Source organism: candidate division WOR-3 bacterium (assembly GCA_039801085.1).
Taxonomy (GTDB): domain Bacteria; phylum Hydrothermota; class Tepidihabitantia; order Tepidihabitantales; family Tepidihabitantaceae; genus JAOABP01.
Genome location: JBDRTY010000006.1, coordinates 13,650 through 28,659, shown reverse-complemented (window position 1 = coordinate 28,659; position 15,010 = coordinate 13,650). Strand labels below are relative to the sequence as shown.

Here is a 15,010-nt window from a genome sequence, read left to right as displayed (position 1 = left end):
TCACGCACCCGTGCTCCGCACCGGCACAAATGCGATATAGGAATAATAGGTTCCGTCCCCTTCCTCACTGTCCGGCACCCACAGCGCCCGGCTCTTTTTTGCGGTCGCATCAAAATTGGCAACGGTCAGCCGCAGCTCCTGCCCGGCAACCGCCCGCACCCCGGAGCGCTTCAATAGATACAGGTCATAACTGAACCGGATGCGCGGATACTCAACAAAATTTTCCCGGACCGGATCAACCCGGAAACTTTCCGGCTGACTCAAGAGCACCAGCTCGGCAAGCAGGTCCGAAAGCAGGACCCGCTCCCCTTCCGCCAGCCCTTCGGCAGTGCACCGGCGCCGATATGCCGCCAGCAGGCGGGCAAGAAACTCCTCCGGCTCCCGGACCCCCTTCGCCTTCAGGCTCTCCTGATAGCTCCGCACCAGCCTTGCCAGCCCGACCGGCTCCAGCGGGATACCGCTTTTGATCTCCTCAATCTCCGGACCCCAGAAGATGGTCGCCCTGCCCCGCTCAAAGTCTGCCCGGATGGTGAAAAAACCGATCCGCAGCACCGGCAGCTGACCGCGGACCACAAGACCGCTCCCTTCCAGCCCCGCAATCAGCCTTTTTCCAAACTCAAACCGGAACTCCGACTTTGCCTCCTCAACCTGCGCCCGCTCCGAATCCAGCCACGCCAGCAGTTTCTGCCGGACCTCGCCATCCGGAAAACCGTTGCCAAGCTTCTCGATCTCCGCCAGCGCCCGTGCCCGCTCATGGGCGTTTGCCACCGGCTCCTGCAGCAGAACCTGATAACTGTTCAGCCTCTTGACCAGCAGCTGCGACCGGCGGGCAAGCTCCTTCAGAACTCCAGACAGCCCTTCCATATCCATACAGTATAACCCGGCATGATAAACTGTCAATTGCGATAAACCGACCCTGCCGACCGCTTTACGCCTGACGGTGGGGGGAACTGCCCCCCTCTTCGGGCACAAACCGGCATCAGCCTGGCAACACTCTGCAGAACCGCAACTTACCGGAACAGCACCCGGGAAAGTCGGGTTGAAAATGTGAAATTACGCCATGTTTCTGACTCTAACTGAATAGAGCAAAACCGGCAATGACCCTCAACTTCGCACCCCTTCCCCTTTTCATTTTGCATTTTGCACTTTGCATTATGAAAAGAGATTCCTCGACTCCGTTTCACTCCGCTCGGAATGACCTTTCCTTCTGTCATTTCGAGCGACGCCAAGCGATAGCGAGGCGGAGTCGAGAAATCCCTCCGCCTTGCACTTTGCATTGTGAAAGAGATTCCTCGACTCCGCTCGGAATGACCTTTCCTTCTGTCATTTCGAGCGACGCCAAGCGATAGCGAGGCGGAGTCGAGAAATCTCTCCGCCTTGCACTTTGCACTCTGCATTGGGAAAGAGGAATTCCTCGACTCGCCTTCGGCTCGCTCGGAATGACAAAAAACGAAAGGCACGGAATACAAAGGGGGTGAAGTCATTTCACCCGGCGCCGGAGGCGAACCGTTTCCTGTCATCCCGACCGGAGCGACACCGCAGGCGCACCTTTCTTCGGTCATTTCGACCGGAGCCCGAAGGGCGGAGTGGAGAAATCCCTTATCTCACCACCACCAGCCGGTGCCGGCGCTGCACCCCGGCACCCGCAAGATCAAGAAAATAAACACCCGCAGGCAGCGAGGGCAGGCTGAGGCGGTTCTCCCCTCGCGCAAGATAACCCGCATAAACCAGCCGCTCCTGCCCGCTCACATCCCGCACCACCAGCCGGTAATCACCCGCACCGGCAACAGAAAACCGTAAAGTTGCACCCGCACAGACCATAGTGGCAGGGGAAATGTCACCTGCCGGCACTTCTGCCGGTCGCCCTTCCGCCACGCCGACCGGATAGCGCAGTTTCAGCACCAGAAAGTCGCTGGAATCATAATCGGCATTGGCAACTTCACCAATCACATAACACACCCCGGGCTCAGCAATAACTATATCGGTAAACCAGCAGTTTTGGTTTTCCTGCCGGTAGGTCCAGTGCCATAACAGTGTGCCGTCCAGACTGTAACACAGAATCGCACCGCTGGATTCATTAAGAATGCTGTCATAACAACCACCGGCAACCAGCAGCTGTCCCGAAGGATCAAAACCGATTGCCTCCCCCCAGCTGTAATGGCTTAATCCGTCAACTCTGACCCAGTCCAGCGTGCCGTCAGGCTGATAGCGGGCGGTAACAAACGAGTCCGGCTGCACGATCCCCTGACCCCAGTCCTCATATACATCACCGGTAATGTAAAGGTTACACTCTGAATCAGCGGTTATGCCATAGGCCTCATCCTGTGGCTTGACATTTAGTATCCGGATCCAGCAGGTATCGCCATCGCCTTGAAACTTGCAAATCAGCAGATCAAATAGCCATTCCCGGTCATCGTCAAAATTACCACAACCGCAAATATCGCCATCAGGTAAAAGCAAAATCTGACCGCCGTTTTCCTGCTTTCCGCAGTCGTAAATCCTCATCCAGACTGATTCGCCCAAGGGAGTAAATTTAGCCAGCAGAAGATTGCTGTACAAAATACTGGAGATGGCCGTAGTCCCTGAAAGATAAATATTCAATGAGTCATCAATTACTACTCCTCCCACATAACAGTAACTGCCAACCTGGAACTGTTTATTCCAGAGGAATCTTCCTTCCTGATCGTATTTCAGCAGCAGACAGGGGGCGGGGTGGCGGCTGATGCCTACCACCACCCCGCCATCGCTGCCGACAGCACAGCTGGCACCGAGATCATCACCTCCGCTGTCATAAGTTCGCACCCACAGCGTTTCACCGCCAGGATTGTATTTGATCAGAGTAACATCATGATTACCGTAGTCACCGGTTACCCCGCAGATTATCAGATTACCTGAGAGATCAAGAACCCCATTGGCGGGGTGCTCAGGACTTCCGGTATCATAGCGTTTCAGCCAGACGATGTCCTGAGCGGAAAGCAAAGGCAGAAGTGAAACGAGCAAAAGGGTTGCGTTTCTCCTAATCACCACGACCATCCAGTAATTGGGCATGGGTTCTGATAATCGCTTCAGGAGGATAGGTGAAACTGTGCTCACCCCAGACCTCATGAAACTTGACATTGGGTTGCCCTCGTATCGTTCGTGCACATCCGAGTGTCCAGCCTGCAATATAACCTATACTATCCCTGCTGCCACCTTCATAAGGATGCTCAGGAACTAAATGTCCGTCTTTCTCATACCGGCAGTATAGATACCATGGTCCGCTGTAAGGACGCAGAGTCTTTGATCCGCACCAGGTGTATTTCTTGGTTTGAGGCCGGTTGGGTGGGGGCGGAATCGTCTCTGCCCAGGATGCGGCAATGAAGCCATTGACATAGGAGACAAGGTCAATGTTGTAGTGCGGAGTCAATGCCACCTGCTCCTGATAGGTCAGATAGCCGAGGCTGTGCAGCTGATCCAGCGTAACCTTGGTAAACTCCGGTCCGGGTGACTGGGCGGAATCGGAATAAATCTCCACAATACAGGCGCCGGTGTCGCCTTCCGCAGTGCCGAACTCATACAGATAGTAATGCACGGTGCTGGTGCCCTGCGCTACCAGCAGGGGGGGGGGCGAAAAGCAGGGCGGTAACCAAAAGCAGGCTGGTGTTCTTACAGTTCATGCTTACCTCCTTTTTGCAGCCTTTGCCTGCTGTTCTTGGTGGCTCTGCCACCTGAAAATAATAACCCGTCCCCCGCCTTCTGTCAAGCGTTCTGCTCCCCTGTTTCCATTTTGCACTTTGCATTGTGAACTGGATTCCTCGACTCCGTTTCACTCCGCTCGGAATGACACCTCTTTTCGTCATTTCGAGCGACGCCGAGCGATAGCGAGGCGGAGTCGAGAAATCTCTCCGCCTTGCACTTTGCATTGTGAAAGAGATTCCTCGACTCCGCTCGGAATGACCTGAAGGGTCAAGGGATTCCTCGACTCGCCTTCGCCTCGCTCGGAATGACAAAAAACGAAAGGCACGGAATACAAAGGGGGCAAAATCATTTCAACGACAGCCGCAGGTGTGTACTTTCTTTTTCGGTCATTTCGACCGGAGCCCGAAGGGCGGAGTGGAGAAATCCCTTTATCTCACCAACAATTTAACTGGATCACAAACCGTTCATCAAATGGTATTATTTATATACCGGGCAAAACCGAGATCACTTTTAAAGTGTGTAGCGGACACCCACGCTGACCTTGGGAAATCCGAACAGGAAGTAGCCAAACGCCTCTGGAGCGTCAGTATAAATTGCATGCCGGTGCATCTGTGCCCACTTCAGCAGCTCAACCTCGCCAAAAACATCAATATTCTTCTTTGCCCGCCAGAGCACACCCGGACCGAACCGGATATCATAATCGGCACCAAACGCCCGCCAGTCCTCAAGCGGTTTGTTATAATACTTCTCCAGATTAACACCGCCATAAATCAGAGGCGAAACCTTTTTACCCACCGGCAGCACATAAATAACATCAGCATCAAGGTTATTAAACAGATGCAGGCTCTGTCCGCCGCCAAGCTGATGCCGGGTATAGAACCTCAGCTGTGCCAGCTCCAGGCGCAGTGACAGGTTTTTCAGTGGATTTATCAGCAGCTCACCGGAAACTCCGAAGTATGGTTCCCAGCGGATATCAAGATTAAAATTCCCGGGTAAATATCCACCCTCCAGAATATCGTAGTGACTTAACCGCACCCCGAACTGAACCCGGGGAGAATAAGCAGAGGCAAAAGTCGAAATTAAGCTGAGGGCTATTGTTATCGTAATAGCAGAAAATTTCCTTCGCGAGGTCATTTTCATTCCATCTCCTTTATTGCCCGGGTGCACCACAAACGGTGCACCCGGATTTGGATACCTTCTGACATCAGGGCCAGCGCCTTCTTACTTCAGTATACTGGGGCTGGTTCCGATTGCCCCAGTGATGCCTGCCCACCTCCACACCATCTCCGGCAGGTGCAAGGTAGTTGTGATAGTGGGAAGTATACCAGCCATTGGTTTCATAAAATTGTCCTGGCGCAGGCCCGTCTTCCAGCAAGATTCCGTTATAATACGAACGACAGCCCAGCCCCAGCTGTCCGGGCCAGGGATTGCGTCCGGTTGCAGAACCATACTGAACCTGATACCAGTCTCCCAGTTTTGCCACATTTATCCAGGATTTCTTGTCCAGACCGTCAGTTTCATACTCAACCCCATAACCCTGTGCTGCTGCCTCATTATAGGACTCCTCAGGAGTAGGATATCCCATGGAATGCAACTGCGTCACTGTAACCTCGGTAAACTCCGGAGGCGGTTCGATTGCGGTGGTATCCGGTGCACTGACTGCCAGAACCGTCGCCTTCCAGTAAGGTGCGGTCAGATTCACCGGCTCCGGTTGGGGGTTAATGCTGATATAGTAACGCACGGTGCTGGTGCCCTGCGCTACCAGCAGGGGGGGGCGAAAAGCAGGGCGGTGACCAAAAGCAGGCTGGTGTTCTTACAGTTCATGCTTACCTCCTTTTTACCGCCTTTGCCTGCTGTTCTTGGTGGCTCTGCCACCTGAAAATAATAACCCGTCCCCCGCCTTCTGTCAAGCGGTCTGCTCCCCTGTTTTCATTTTGCACTTTGTACTCTGCATTGGGAAAGAGGGATTCCTCGACTCGCCTTTGGCTCGCTCGGAATGACACCTCTTTTCGTCATTTCGAGCGACGCCGAGCGATAGCGAGGCGGAGTCGAGAAATCTCTCCGCCTTGCACTTTGCACTCTGCATTGGGAAAGAGGGATTCCTCGACTCGCCTTTGGCTCGCTCGGAATGACAAAAAAGGAAAGTCATTTCGAGCGACGCCGAGCGATAGCGAGGCGGAGTCGAGAAATCTCTCCGCCTTACACTTTGCACTTTGCATTGTGAAAGCGATTCCTCGACTCCGCTCGGAATGACCTGAAGGGACAAGCGATTCCTCGGCATGCTCGGAATGACAAGAGAGCAAAGTCATTTCACCCGGCGCCTGAGGCGAACCGTTTCCTGTCATCCCGACCGGAGCGACACCACAGGCGCGCATTCTTCGGTCATTTCGACCGGAGCGGAGCCAAAGGCGAAGCGGAGTGGAGAAATCCCTTACTTCACCACCACCAGCCGGTGCCGGCGCTGCACCCCGGCACCCGCAAGATCAAGAAAATAAACACCCGCAGGCAGCGAGGGCAGAGTAAAATTCTGATTTCCGGAATCAAACCAGACCCGACTTTGCTGAACAAAACTCCTGCCGTCCGCTCCCAGAACCGAAATGTCGTAACTGCCGCTTGCTGGAACAGACAGCCTTACCCTAACCGAACCGCCAAGCGATGGACTAACGAGCAGGGATATCCTGTGCCGGCTCATCCGTTCACTGATTCCGATACCCGCAGAATACCGGAGCTTGGCAAGAAAAATGTCCGGGTTATCACCAATTGTGTCCAGAACCACTCCGGTAAGGTACAGAACCTCCGCCTCCGGAAAGACTCCTGCCATGGCAATTGTATGAAATTCATTAAAAAATTCATATGATTCGGTCCAGCGCAAGGCTCCCGAGGCGGCTGAGCAGTTCATCACCAGCGCCGGCGTAGGCTCCACTCCCCGATCAAAGTGGCCGATACCGATAACATTGCCCGCCGAATCCGCTTCAACATCATAGAAAAATGCATCATCAGTCAGATAGTAGATGGCTGTCCATACCGGTCTCAGGGTCTCAAGATTGAAGTTTGCCAGTGCCGGTCTTGCCCGGTCATCTATCCAGTCCCAGCCGCCAAAAAAGAGACTGCTCCCGGTTATCACCGCACCAGCAGGCTCGTCATCCGGCTGGACATCAACCCGGCGCGTCCAGACTGTATCGCCGTCAGGGGTAAACTTCATAATCAGATAATCCAGCGTTTCCCAGTCATCACCGACCGTGCCAACAGCGATTAAATTGCCATCGCCATCGAAGAGCAGATGACTCGGATATTCCATAAAATCGCCATCCAGATTATAAACCCGCCGCCACACCTCCTCGCCCTCCGGATTATATTTAATGATCAGGGCATCAGGCAGGGGCGGATAGCGGCTATAGCCGCAGTAACCACTGACATATACATATCCGGAGTCATCAATGGCAACACCGGAGAGATAGGTATAATCATAGCCGCTGACCTGCGGTCGCCGGACCCAGAGCAGATTACCACTTTCATCAAACTTGACCACCTCACCACCACCTACCGGTCCGTAGGAATATATGCCTGCCACCACAATCTCATCCTCCGGACCGATCCTGATCGTGAACCCCATGTCATATATCGCATCGCTGTCATAATCAACCGCCCAGAGCTCCTCGCCAGCGGAGTCGTAACATATCAGTTTGATCCACACGGTATCCGACTCCTGACTGGTTCTTCCCTCTCCCAGGATTATAACATTGCCGGTTGAATTGAGCGCCACCTCAGAGCACCAGTCGGTCAGTCCGCTGTCATACCTTCGGGTCCAGATTGTATCGCCAGCCAGCGCGCTGGCGGCAAAAAGTGCGATCAGCACGGCAGAGGCGCAGAGCGCGCCTCTGCCGCGGTTGAAAATCCCGCTACTCATGGGGTGGTGGCTCCTTTCTTATCCGCTGCGTCTGGATTCTGATCGGGTTTTCATCATCCCGGCGCCACTGATGCGAGCCATACTGACGATGCTCAAAGTAGGTTGGCGGCTGGGTGATAAACGGATTGTGCCCGCCGTTCCAGTACTTGTGCACCTCACCGCCATTACCATCCGCAGCGGAACGGGGACCCCGCTTTGACTTCATCGTTTCGCCAAGCCACTTTTCCCAGGTTGCCGTCACCTTTATATACTCATTAAACGGCGATATTGTCTGCGAACCGCATTGCGATTTGATTCTTGGATAGTCCCACTTCAGCGCAATCCAGGAGCGGGCAATGCGCTCTCCACCCATGTTTCGATAATCAACATACTCCGGCTCGGGTGGATATTCAACCGTTTCACTGTGAATTTCGATTATCGACGCCTCCGGATTACCTTCCTCATCCTGATACTCATACAGATAGTAATGCACGGTGCTGGTGCCCTGCGCTACCAGCAGGGGGGGCGAAAAGCAGGGCGGTGACCAAAAGCAGGCTGGTGTTCTTACAGTTCATGCTTACCTCATTTTTGCAGCCTTTGCCTGCTGTTCTTGGTGGCTCTGCCACCTGAAAATAATAACCCGTCCCCCGCCTTCTGTCAAGCGGTCTGCTCCCCTGTTTTCATTTTGCACTTTGTATTTTGCATTGTGAACTGGATTCCTCCACTCCGCTCGGAATGACCTGAAGGGACAAGCGATTCCTCGACTCGACTGACGCCTCGCTCGGAATGACACCTCTTTTCGTCATTTCGAGCGACGCCGAGCGATAGCGAGGCGGAGTCGAGAAATCTCTCCGCCTTACACTTTGCACTTTGCATTGTGAAAGCGATTCCTCGACTCCGCTCGGAATGACCTGAAGGGACAAGCGATTCCTCGGCTCGCCTTCGGCTCGCTCGGAATGACAAGAGAAGGGTCATTTCGACCACAGCCCGAAGGGCGGAGTCGAGAAATCCCTTATTCCGCCGGCGGTGTGTGCATCTGCTTGACATTCGGCAGAGTGGCGATTATATTAAATTACAGAAGTTGCGGCCATAGCTCAGGGGTAGAGCCCCGGCTTCCCAAGCCGGTTACACGGGTTCGATTCCCGTTGGCCGCTTTATTTAATTAAAGGCAGGTCTATGCCCTGGTATGGTTACATCCATCCGGTTCTTGCCCTTCTGACCCTCGGCTATGGGGTGACCATTGGCCAGCTTACCCTTTCCCGGCTCGGCGAGTGGGACTTTCCCCTGCGCCGGCTGCGTCAGCGCACCCTGATCTACTTTCTGCTCACCCTTGCCAATCTCGGTCTGGGTCTTTTGTTTAACGCCCTGCTTACCGGTCAGGGTAAGGCGGTCAGACTGCTTGCCCATCTGCCGCTTGCCATCGCCGCCGCGGTGCTGGCACTTTTGGCAACACTCGTTACCTATGGCAGGGGCAGACCGGGTGATGTTCCACCCAGCCTGCGCTGGCATCCGCTCTTTACCGTTGCCAGCCTCGCTCTGATCATGACCATGGGCTTTACCGCCCTGCTTAAGGTTTTCGGCATCTGAAAAAGACCCAGCTGATCCGCACCATCTGCCAGCGGCTGAAAAGGTCGGTTCGCCTCCACCGGGCACCGGTGCACCGGATGCCGGATCAGGACCCGTGGCGGGTGCTCATCGGTGCAATCCTCTCCACCCGGACCCGGGATGAGGTGACGGTCGAGGCGGTCAACCGGCTCCTGAAAAGCGCACCCGATCCCCAGGCGCTGTGTAGACTTGACATTTTCACCATCCGCCGGCTCATCTATCCGGTCGGTTTCTACCGGACCAAGGCGCGGCTGCTCAGAAAACTGGCAGTGGTAATCAGCACCCGGCATCAGGGGAATGTGCCCCGGTCCCGCCCGGAACTGCTCGCACTGCCCGGCGTCGGTCCCAAGGTGGCAAACATCGTCCTTGCCCGCGGGTTCGGAATCCCCGCAATTGCGGTTGACACGCATGTCCACCGGATTGCCAACCGGCTCGGCCTGGTGAAGACGGAGAAACCCGCGGAGACCGAAAGAAAACTGATGGCGGTTGTGCCCGAAGAGTGCTTGATTGATTTCAATCCGCTGCTGGTTGCGCTGGGGCAGACGATCTGTCTGCCCCGCAAACCAAAGTGTCAGCGCTGTCCGCTTGACCCGCTCTGTCCGAAGACCGGGCTCAGCCGGGCAAGGATGAGCCGGTAGGCAGGCCGGTAAACCCGGCGGTAGAGTTCGGAGTGGACCGGCGGTTCGGGCTTTTTCTGAATGAGCTCCTCCAGCCGTGGCATTTCTGCCGGCAGGTGCGCCGCACACCACTCCCGCGCCTGTCTCAGTCTCGGCAGCAGCTGATCCGGTCTGGGCACAAACTCCCGGATTGTGGTCATCAGCGCCGCAATCAGCGCCTGCTGTTTTGCGGGCAAACCGGCGACCGGCGCGAGGTTCACCCTGACCAGCAGCCCCTCCGGGTCAACCGGCTCGACCGGCTCATCGGTGAAACAGCCCCGCACCCGGGAGAGTTCAGCCTTCAACCCCTGCTCCAGTTCCTCCCGTTCCACCGCAAGATGTCCGGGCCCGAACACCCCCTGATAGATCAGCTTGTAGATGTCCTCTGCCTTCCAGAGCGGATACCGGTTGAAGTGCCAGTCCAAGATCACCGGCAGTTCCATTATTCGGGCAGAATAAACTGCGAGCGGTGATAGCGCTCGGGCGGAAACACATACTCCAGCATCTCGAGCAGCACACCGAGCACGCCGCCGAGCAGGGCACCGGCAAGAAACTGCCACTTCAGTCCGCCGAAATCGGCGGGCTGGTGCAGTCTCAGCCGGAACAGCACCGCTACCAGCACATAGCCGAGCCCGACAAAAAGCGCCATGAGCAGAAACCTGAGGGGTTTGAACCGGTTCAGGAGTTTAAACAGCAGAGCGGAGAGAAGAAAGGAGCTGCCGACCGGAAACGCCCACATTGCCGCCCGGACAATTGAACCCAGACGCAGGGGCGGTGTCAGTGCCAGCTGGACAAAGAAGAGCAGAACCACCATCATCAGCCCGAAGCCGAACCCGCGCAGCCGCATTCCCGCATAAATCAGCCCGCCGGCGATGCCGACCGCCAGAAAAGGCAGAACCGGCATCCTGGTTCCGAAGGGCACCAGCCGCCAGTTGAGCCAGCCCGCAACCGCACCGCAGAGCATATAGCCGAAGGTATAAAGACTCTCCCGCAGACTGGGGCTCATATTCTATGATGCCGGACCGGAGTACAGAAGTCAACCCGCTGCGATGATAAACCGGACCGGTTTACACCCGGCACTCTGCACTGTCAAAGCGATTCCTCGACTACGCTCGGAATGATCAGGGAGGCAAAGTCATTTCGACCGTAGCGGAGAAATCCCTGCCCTGCATTTTACATTTTACACTTTGCATTAGTAAAGGGATTCCTCGACTCGGCTTGCGCCTCGCTCGGAATGACAAAAAAGGAAAGTCATTTCGAGCGACGCCGAGCGATAGCGAGGCGGAGTCGAGAAATCTCTCCGCCTTGCACTTTGCATTGTGAAAGAGATTCCTCGACTCCGCTCGGAATGACCTGAAGGGTCAAGGGATTCCTCGGCTCGCCTTCGGCTCGCTCGGAATGACAAAGGGGGGAGTCATTTCGACTGAAGCAAAGCGGAATGGAGAAATCCATCTCTGCACATTTTGCACTTTGCACTTTATCCGTGCCTTACCGGACCGTCCTCTGGCTTTGACTTTTGGAATAATGCGGTTATCTATGATTGAGGATGCCCCTGCCCTTTGTCCGGTTTGCCCGCTATTATGACCGGTTCATGGAGAAGTATGTTGACTATCCGGAATGGGTGGATTATGTTGAGCGGATCTTCAGACGGTTCCGGCGCCAGCCGAAGAAACTGCTTGATCTTGCCTGCGGCACCGGGATTCCGACCGTCCTTTTTGCCCGCCGCGGCTATCAGGTGATCGGCATTGACCGCTCGGCCGAGATGCTGGCGGTGCTGGAATCAAAGAAGGGCGATCTGCCGATCACCGTGATTAACGCCGACATCCGGAATTTTACTCTGCCTGAGCCGGTAGATGCGGCAATATCACTTTATGACAGCATCAACTACCTGCTGACCGAGGAGGAGCTGGAGCGCTGTTTTGCCTGTGTTTATCAGGCGCTGGTGCCGGGCGGGCTTTTTGTCTTTGACCTGAACACCGTTTACGGACTGGAAAAGCAGTGGGGCAGCCGGACGCTCACCCGGGAGAACGAGGAGATCGTCTCGATCTGGCAGTGCCGGTTTGACCGCCAGACCATGCTCTCCACCCTCAGGCTGGTCTTCTGGGAGAAACTGCCGGACGGCACCACCGGTGAAAAATATGAGGAAATTCACCAGGAGCGGGCATATACGATTGACGAGGTCCGGCAGGCGCTGGAGCGGACGGGTTTCAGCCGTTCCCGTTTCTTTCATCACGGCACCTTTCTGCCGGTAAACCCCTTCTCGGTGCGAATGATGGTGGTAGCGGAAAAGCCGCGCCGGCACCCAACGCCGGATTTGCAATCCGCCGGAAAGAAATTAAAATAAGCCGTGCGCTTCATTGCCGATCTCCATATCCATTCCCGTTTCTCCCGGGCAACCAGTTCCGATATGGACATTCCCGCAATCGCCCGGGCAGCAAAGCAGAAGGGGATCAGACTGGTCGCAACCGGTGATTTCACCCATCCGGAATATTTTGCGTCGCTCAGCCAGCACCTGAAGGATGGAGGCAACGGCCTTTATCTTTACGATGATGTTCATTTCATCATCAACACCGAGGTGAATAATATCTACTCCTGGAACGGCAGACTCCGCCGGGTGCACAATCTGATCTTCGTTCCCAGTCTGGAGAGTGCAGCCCGGGTCGCAGAAATGCTTGCCGGTTACGGCAAGCTTGATGCCGATGGCCGGCCCAGTGTCAGCATCTCCTGCCGGGACATGGTGGCGCGGATTCTGGAGCTGGAACCCCGGGCGTTTATTGTTCCTGCCCACATCTGGACGCCGTGGTTCTCTCTTTATGGCGCCAACTCCGGATTCGACTCCTTCACCGACTGCTTCGGTGACATGGCGGATGAGGTGTTTGCGGTCGAGACCGGACTGTCATCCGACCCGCCGATGAACTGGCGGCTTTCGGAACTGGATAAAAAGACCCTGATCTCCAACTCCGACGCCCATTCTCCGAGCCGGCTGGGAAGGGAGGCGAATGTGTTTGACTGCGACCTCAATTACGACACTATCCGGGAGGTGCTGAAGAACAGGGACAAAAGCCGGCTGCTGTTTACAATTGAGTTCTTTCCCGAGGAAGGCAAGTATCACTACGATGGCCACCGTAACTGCGGTATCCGGCTCGCACCGGGCGAGTCCACCCTCTCGGGCGATGTCTGTCCGGTCTGCGGCCGGAAGCTGACAATCGGTGTTCTGCACCGGGTTGAACAGCTGGCAGACCGCAAGCCGGAGGAGGTGCCCAAAGATATGATTCCGTTCAAGCACCTGGTGCCGCTGGAGGAGATCATCGCCGAGGCGCTGGAGCAGGGAAGGGACACCGCCGGCGTCGCCAAGAAGTATGAGGAGATGATTAAAGGTCTCGGACCGGAGTTTGAGATCCTGATGGATGTGCCGGTTGCAGAGATTGCCCGCTTCGGGGAGAAGATTGCGGAGGGGATTGACCGGATGCGCCGGGGTGAGGTTACGGTTGAGCCCGGGTTTGACGGTGTCTTCGGCACCGTTCAGGTCCTGCCCGGCACCCGCAGGGTCACCTTTGAGCCCGAACCGGGCGAAAAGGGTCAGCAGCTCCGGCTTTTCGGCTGATTGATGGAACGGCTCTGGGCACCCTGGCGTGCCGAATACATCATGAAAAATCCTGCCTGTGAACAGGGCGGGTGTCTGTTCTGCCAGCTCAAAAAATGCAGAAATGACCGGGAGAACCTCGTGCTTTTCCGGGGCAGAACCGCCTTCGTCGTCATGAACCGTTTCCCCTATAACAGCGGCCATCTGATGGTCGCACCACTGCGCCATACCGCCAGCATTGAACTGCTCAAACCAAAAGAGGCAGTTGAATTGCTTGCCCTGATCAAACGGTGTGTCCGGGCGCTGAAACGGGAGTACAAACCGCAGGGGTTCAACATCGGCGCCAACCTCGGAGCGGTTGCCGGTGCCGGTGTTCCTGGACATCTCCATTTTCACATTGTGCCGCGGTGGCAGGGTGATACCAATTTCATGCCCCTGCTCGGTGAGACCAAGGTGGTGAGCGAGCATCTGCGCACCACCTATGACCGGCTCAAACCCCGTTTCCGGCGGTGAGATTATGGTGAAGGCGGTGGTCTTTGATGTTGACAATACGCTTGTGGACTTCAACAAATGGAAGGAGGCGGCGGTTGATGCGGCGGTGATGGCGATGATTGACGCCGGACTGGACCTGACCCCGGAGGCGGCAAAGAGGAAGATCTACGAAATCTACGAAGCCAAGGGGATTGAATATCAGGAGGTTTTCAACGACTTTCTCGTTCAGGTGCTCGGCTATATTGACTACCGGATTCTCGCCAGCGGTATCATCGCCTATCGCCGGGCACGGGAAGGGGCGCTCGTCCCCTACCCCCATGTCCACCTTGCCCTGCTCCGCCTCTTCCGCATGGGTCTGAAACTGGCGGTAATTTCAGATGCACCCCGGCTTCAGGTCTGGATGCGGCTTGTCTCGCTCAATGTTGACCGGTTCTTTGATGTTGTTGTTACCTTTGATGATACCGGTAAACGCAAACCGGCACGGGAGCCGTTTGAGAAGGCGCTTGAGCTTCTGGAGGTTCAGCCCCGCGAGGCGATCATGGTCGGTGACTGGGCCGAGCGGGATATCGTCGGCGCCAAGGAGCTGGGGATGATCACCGTGTTTGCCCGGTATGGCGACTCATTCGGCACCATCAACTCCGGTGCCGATTATGAGATCAATGACATCCTGGAGCTGGTGCCGATTGTGGAGAATCTGAACCGCTGACCGTGATCTTCGGTATCGGCATTGATCTGATTGAGGTGGCGCGGATCCAGCAGGCGCTCGAGCGGTTCGGCAGCCGGTTTCAGAGCCGGATTTTTACCCCGGCAGAGATCGCCTTCTGTGAGAAGCTTGATGACAAATACCCCTCCTATGCCGGCAGGTTTGCCGCCAAGGAGGCGTTCTCCAAGGCGCTCGGCACCGGACTCCGGGGTGCGATCTCCTGGCAGGAAATCGAAATCTGCGACAATGAGCGCAGCCGGCCCTCAATCCGCGTTACCGGCCGGGCAAAGGAGATCCTGGCAGGACGCACCGTCCACCTGAGTCTGACCCATCTTAAGGATTATGCAGCAGCGGTGGTGATAATCTGCGAACCGCCGCAACGAGATTGACTTTTAACCACTTTCGGC

The 15,010-nt window shown here is 55.8% G+C and carries 16 protein-coding genes and 1 tRNA gene; 8 read left to right on the top strand and 9 right to left on the bottom strand.

Annotation, left to right across the window (positions count from 1 at the left end; translation table 11 throughout):
• The 7 genes from ABIK48_08535 to ABIK48_08505 form a co-directional block, all read right to left on the bottom strand.
• Positions 1-864 carry a hypothetical protein gene (locus tag ABIK48_08535; protein MEO0022199.1) on the bottom strand — a complete coding sequence of 288 codons (864 nt, stop codon included), beginning with the start codon at positions 862-864 and terminating at the stop codon, positions 1-3.
• Positions 865-1,599: 735 nt separating this feature from the next.
• Positions 1,600-3,048: a hypothetical protein gene (locus ABIK48_08530; protein MEO0022198.1), complete on the bottom strand. Its 1,449-nt coding sequence runs from the start codon at positions 3,046-3,048 to the stop codon at positions 1,600-1,602.
• Positions 3,017-3,571 (bottom strand): hypothetical protein, encoded by a 555-nt coding sequence (locus ABIK48_08525; GenBank protein MEO0022197.1) that lies wholly within the window; start codon positions 3,569-3,571, stop codon positions 3,017-3,019. The genes ABIK48_08530 and ABIK48_08525 overlap by 32 nt, the downstream gene beginning before the upstream one ends.
• Positions 3,572-4,188: 617 nt before the next feature.
• Entirely contained in the window at positions 4,189-4,713 is a 525-nt protein-coding gene (locus ABIK48_08520; GenBank protein MEO0022196.1) for a hypothetical protein, read from the bottom strand.
• A 169-nt stretch (positions 4,714-4,882) separates the two neighbouring features.
• Entirely contained in the window at positions 4,883-5,419 is a 537-nt protein-coding gene (locus tag ABIK48_08515) for a hypothetical protein (GenBank protein ID MEO0022195.1), read from the bottom strand.
• 690 nt (positions 5,420-6,109) lie between these two features.
• A complete protein-coding gene (locus ABIK48_08510) occupies positions 6,110-7,585 on the bottom strand; it encodes a hypothetical protein (GenBank protein ID MEO0022194.1) in 1,476 nt (491 codons plus the stop codon).
• Entirely contained in the window at positions 7,578-8,057 is a 480-nt protein-coding gene (locus ABIK48_08505; protein ID MEO0022193.1) for a hypothetical protein, read from the bottom strand. The genes ABIK48_08510 and ABIK48_08505 overlap by 8 nt, the downstream gene beginning before the upstream one ends.
• A 590-nt stretch (positions 8,058-8,647) precedes the next feature.
• Between ABIK48_08505 and ABIK48_08500 the strand changes: the two genes are divergently transcribed.
• The 3 genes from ABIK48_08500 (at position 8,648) to nth (ending at position 9,807) form a co-directional block, all read left to right on the top strand.
• Positions 8,648-8,718, top strand: a tRNA-Gly gene (locus ABIK48_08500).
• 22 nt (positions 8,719-8,740) lie between these two features.
• The gene (locus ABIK48_08495) at positions 8,741-9,151 is read left to right on the top strand and encodes a hypothetical protein (protein ID MEO0022192.1); all 411 of its coding nucleotides are present in this window, start codon (positions 8,741-8,743) and stop codon (positions 9,149-9,151) included.
• Positions 9,152-9,228: 77 nt separating this feature from the next.
• On the top strand, positions 9,229-9,807 hold the full coding sequence (gene nth / locus ABIK48_08490) for an endonuclease III (GenBank protein ID MEO0022191.1): 579 nt from the start codon (positions 9,229-9,231) through the stop codon (positions 9,805-9,807).
• Here nth and ABIK48_08485 read toward each other — a convergent pair.
• Positions 9,741-10,268 carry a hypothetical protein gene (locus tag ABIK48_08485; protein MEO0022190.1) on the bottom strand — a complete coding sequence of 176 codons (528 nt, stop codon included), beginning with the start codon at positions 10,266-10,268 and terminating at the stop codon, positions 9,741-9,743. The genes nth and ABIK48_08485 overlap by 67 nt on opposite strands.
• Positions 10,268-10,831, bottom strand: coding sequence for a hypothetical protein (locus ABIK48_08480; GenBank protein MEO0022189.1), 564 nt, complete (start codon positions 10,829-10,831; stop codon positions 10,268-10,270). Before ABIK48_08480 ends, ABIK48_08485 begins: the two co-directional genes overlap by 1 nt.
• A gap of 540 nt (positions 10,832-11,371) precedes the next feature.
• On the opposite strand from ABIK48_08480, the gene ABIK48_08475 reads away from it, so the two are divergent.
• The 5 genes from ABIK48_08475 to acpS are packed head-to-tail and all read left to right on the top strand — an operon-like array spanning position 11,372 to position 14,992.
• On the top strand, positions 11,372-12,169 hold the full coding sequence (locus ABIK48_08475) for a class I SAM-dependent methyltransferase (GenBank protein ID MEO0022188.1): 798 nt from the start codon (positions 11,372-11,374) through the stop codon (positions 12,167-12,169).
• Between the two features lie 3 nt (positions 12,170-12,172).
• On the top strand, positions 12,173-13,429 hold the full coding sequence (locus ABIK48_08470) for an endonuclease Q family protein (protein MEO0022187.1): 1,257 nt from the start codon (positions 12,173-12,175) through the stop codon (positions 13,427-13,429).
• Between the two features lie 3 nt (positions 13,430-13,432).
• Positions 13,433-13,921, top strand: coding sequence for an HIT domain-containing protein (locus tag ABIK48_08465; protein ID MEO0022186.1), 489 nt, complete (start codon positions 13,433-13,435; stop codon positions 13,919-13,921).
• 4 nt (positions 13,922-13,925) lie between these two features.
• Positions 13,926-14,606 carry an HAD-IA family hydrolase gene (locus tag ABIK48_08460; GenBank protein MEO0022185.1) on the top strand — a complete coding sequence of 227 codons (681 nt, stop codon included), beginning with the start codon at positions 13,926-13,928 and terminating at the stop codon, positions 14,604-14,606.
• A 2-nt stretch (positions 14,607-14,608) separates the two neighbouring features.
• Entirely contained in the window at positions 14,609-14,992 is a 384-nt protein-coding gene (gene acpS / locus ABIK48_08455; protein ID MEO0022184.1) for a holo-ACP synthase, read from the top strand.
• The last annotated feature ends 18 nt before the right edge of the window (positions 14,993-15,010 follow it).

Coding starts and splice junctions, on each gene's coding strand:
- ABIK48_08535 (MEO0022199.1), bottom strand. CDS start 864: ATGGAAGGGCTGTCTGGAGTTCTGAAGGAGCTTGCCCGCCGGTCGCAG.
- ABIK48_08530 (MEO0022198.1), bottom strand. CDS start 3,048: ATGCCCAATTACTGGATGGTCGTGGTGATTAGGAGAAACGCAACCCTT.
- ABIK48_08510 (MEO0022194.1), bottom strand. CDS start 7,585: ATGAGTAGCGGGATTTTCAACCGCGGCAGAGGCGCGCTCTGCGCCTCT.
- ABIK48_08495 (MEO0022192.1), top strand. CDS start 8,741: ATGCCCTGGTATGGTTACATCCATCCGGTTCTTGCCCTTCTGACCCTC.
- nth (MEO0022191.1), top strand. CDS start 9,229: ATGCCGGATCAGGACCCGTGGCGGGTGCTCATCGGTGCAATCCTCTCC.
- ABIK48_08485 (MEO0022190.1), bottom strand. CDS start 10,268: ATGGAACTGCCGGTGATCTTGGACTGGCACTTCAACCGGTATCCGCTC.
- ABIK48_08480 (MEO0022189.1), bottom strand. CDS start 10,831: ATGAGCCCCAGTCTGCGGGAGAGTCTTTATACCTTCGGCTATATGCTC.
- ABIK48_08475 (MEO0022188.1), top strand. CDS start 11,372: ATGCCCCTGCCCTTTGTCCGGTTTGCCCGCTATTATGACCGGTTCATG.
- ABIK48_08465 (MEO0022186.1), top strand. CDS start 13,433: ATGGAACGGCTCTGGGCACCCTGGCGTGCCGAATACATCATGAAAAAT.
- ABIK48_08460 (MEO0022185.1), top strand. CDS start 13,926: ATGGTGAAGGCGGTGGTCTTTGATGTTGACAATACGCTTGTGGACTTC.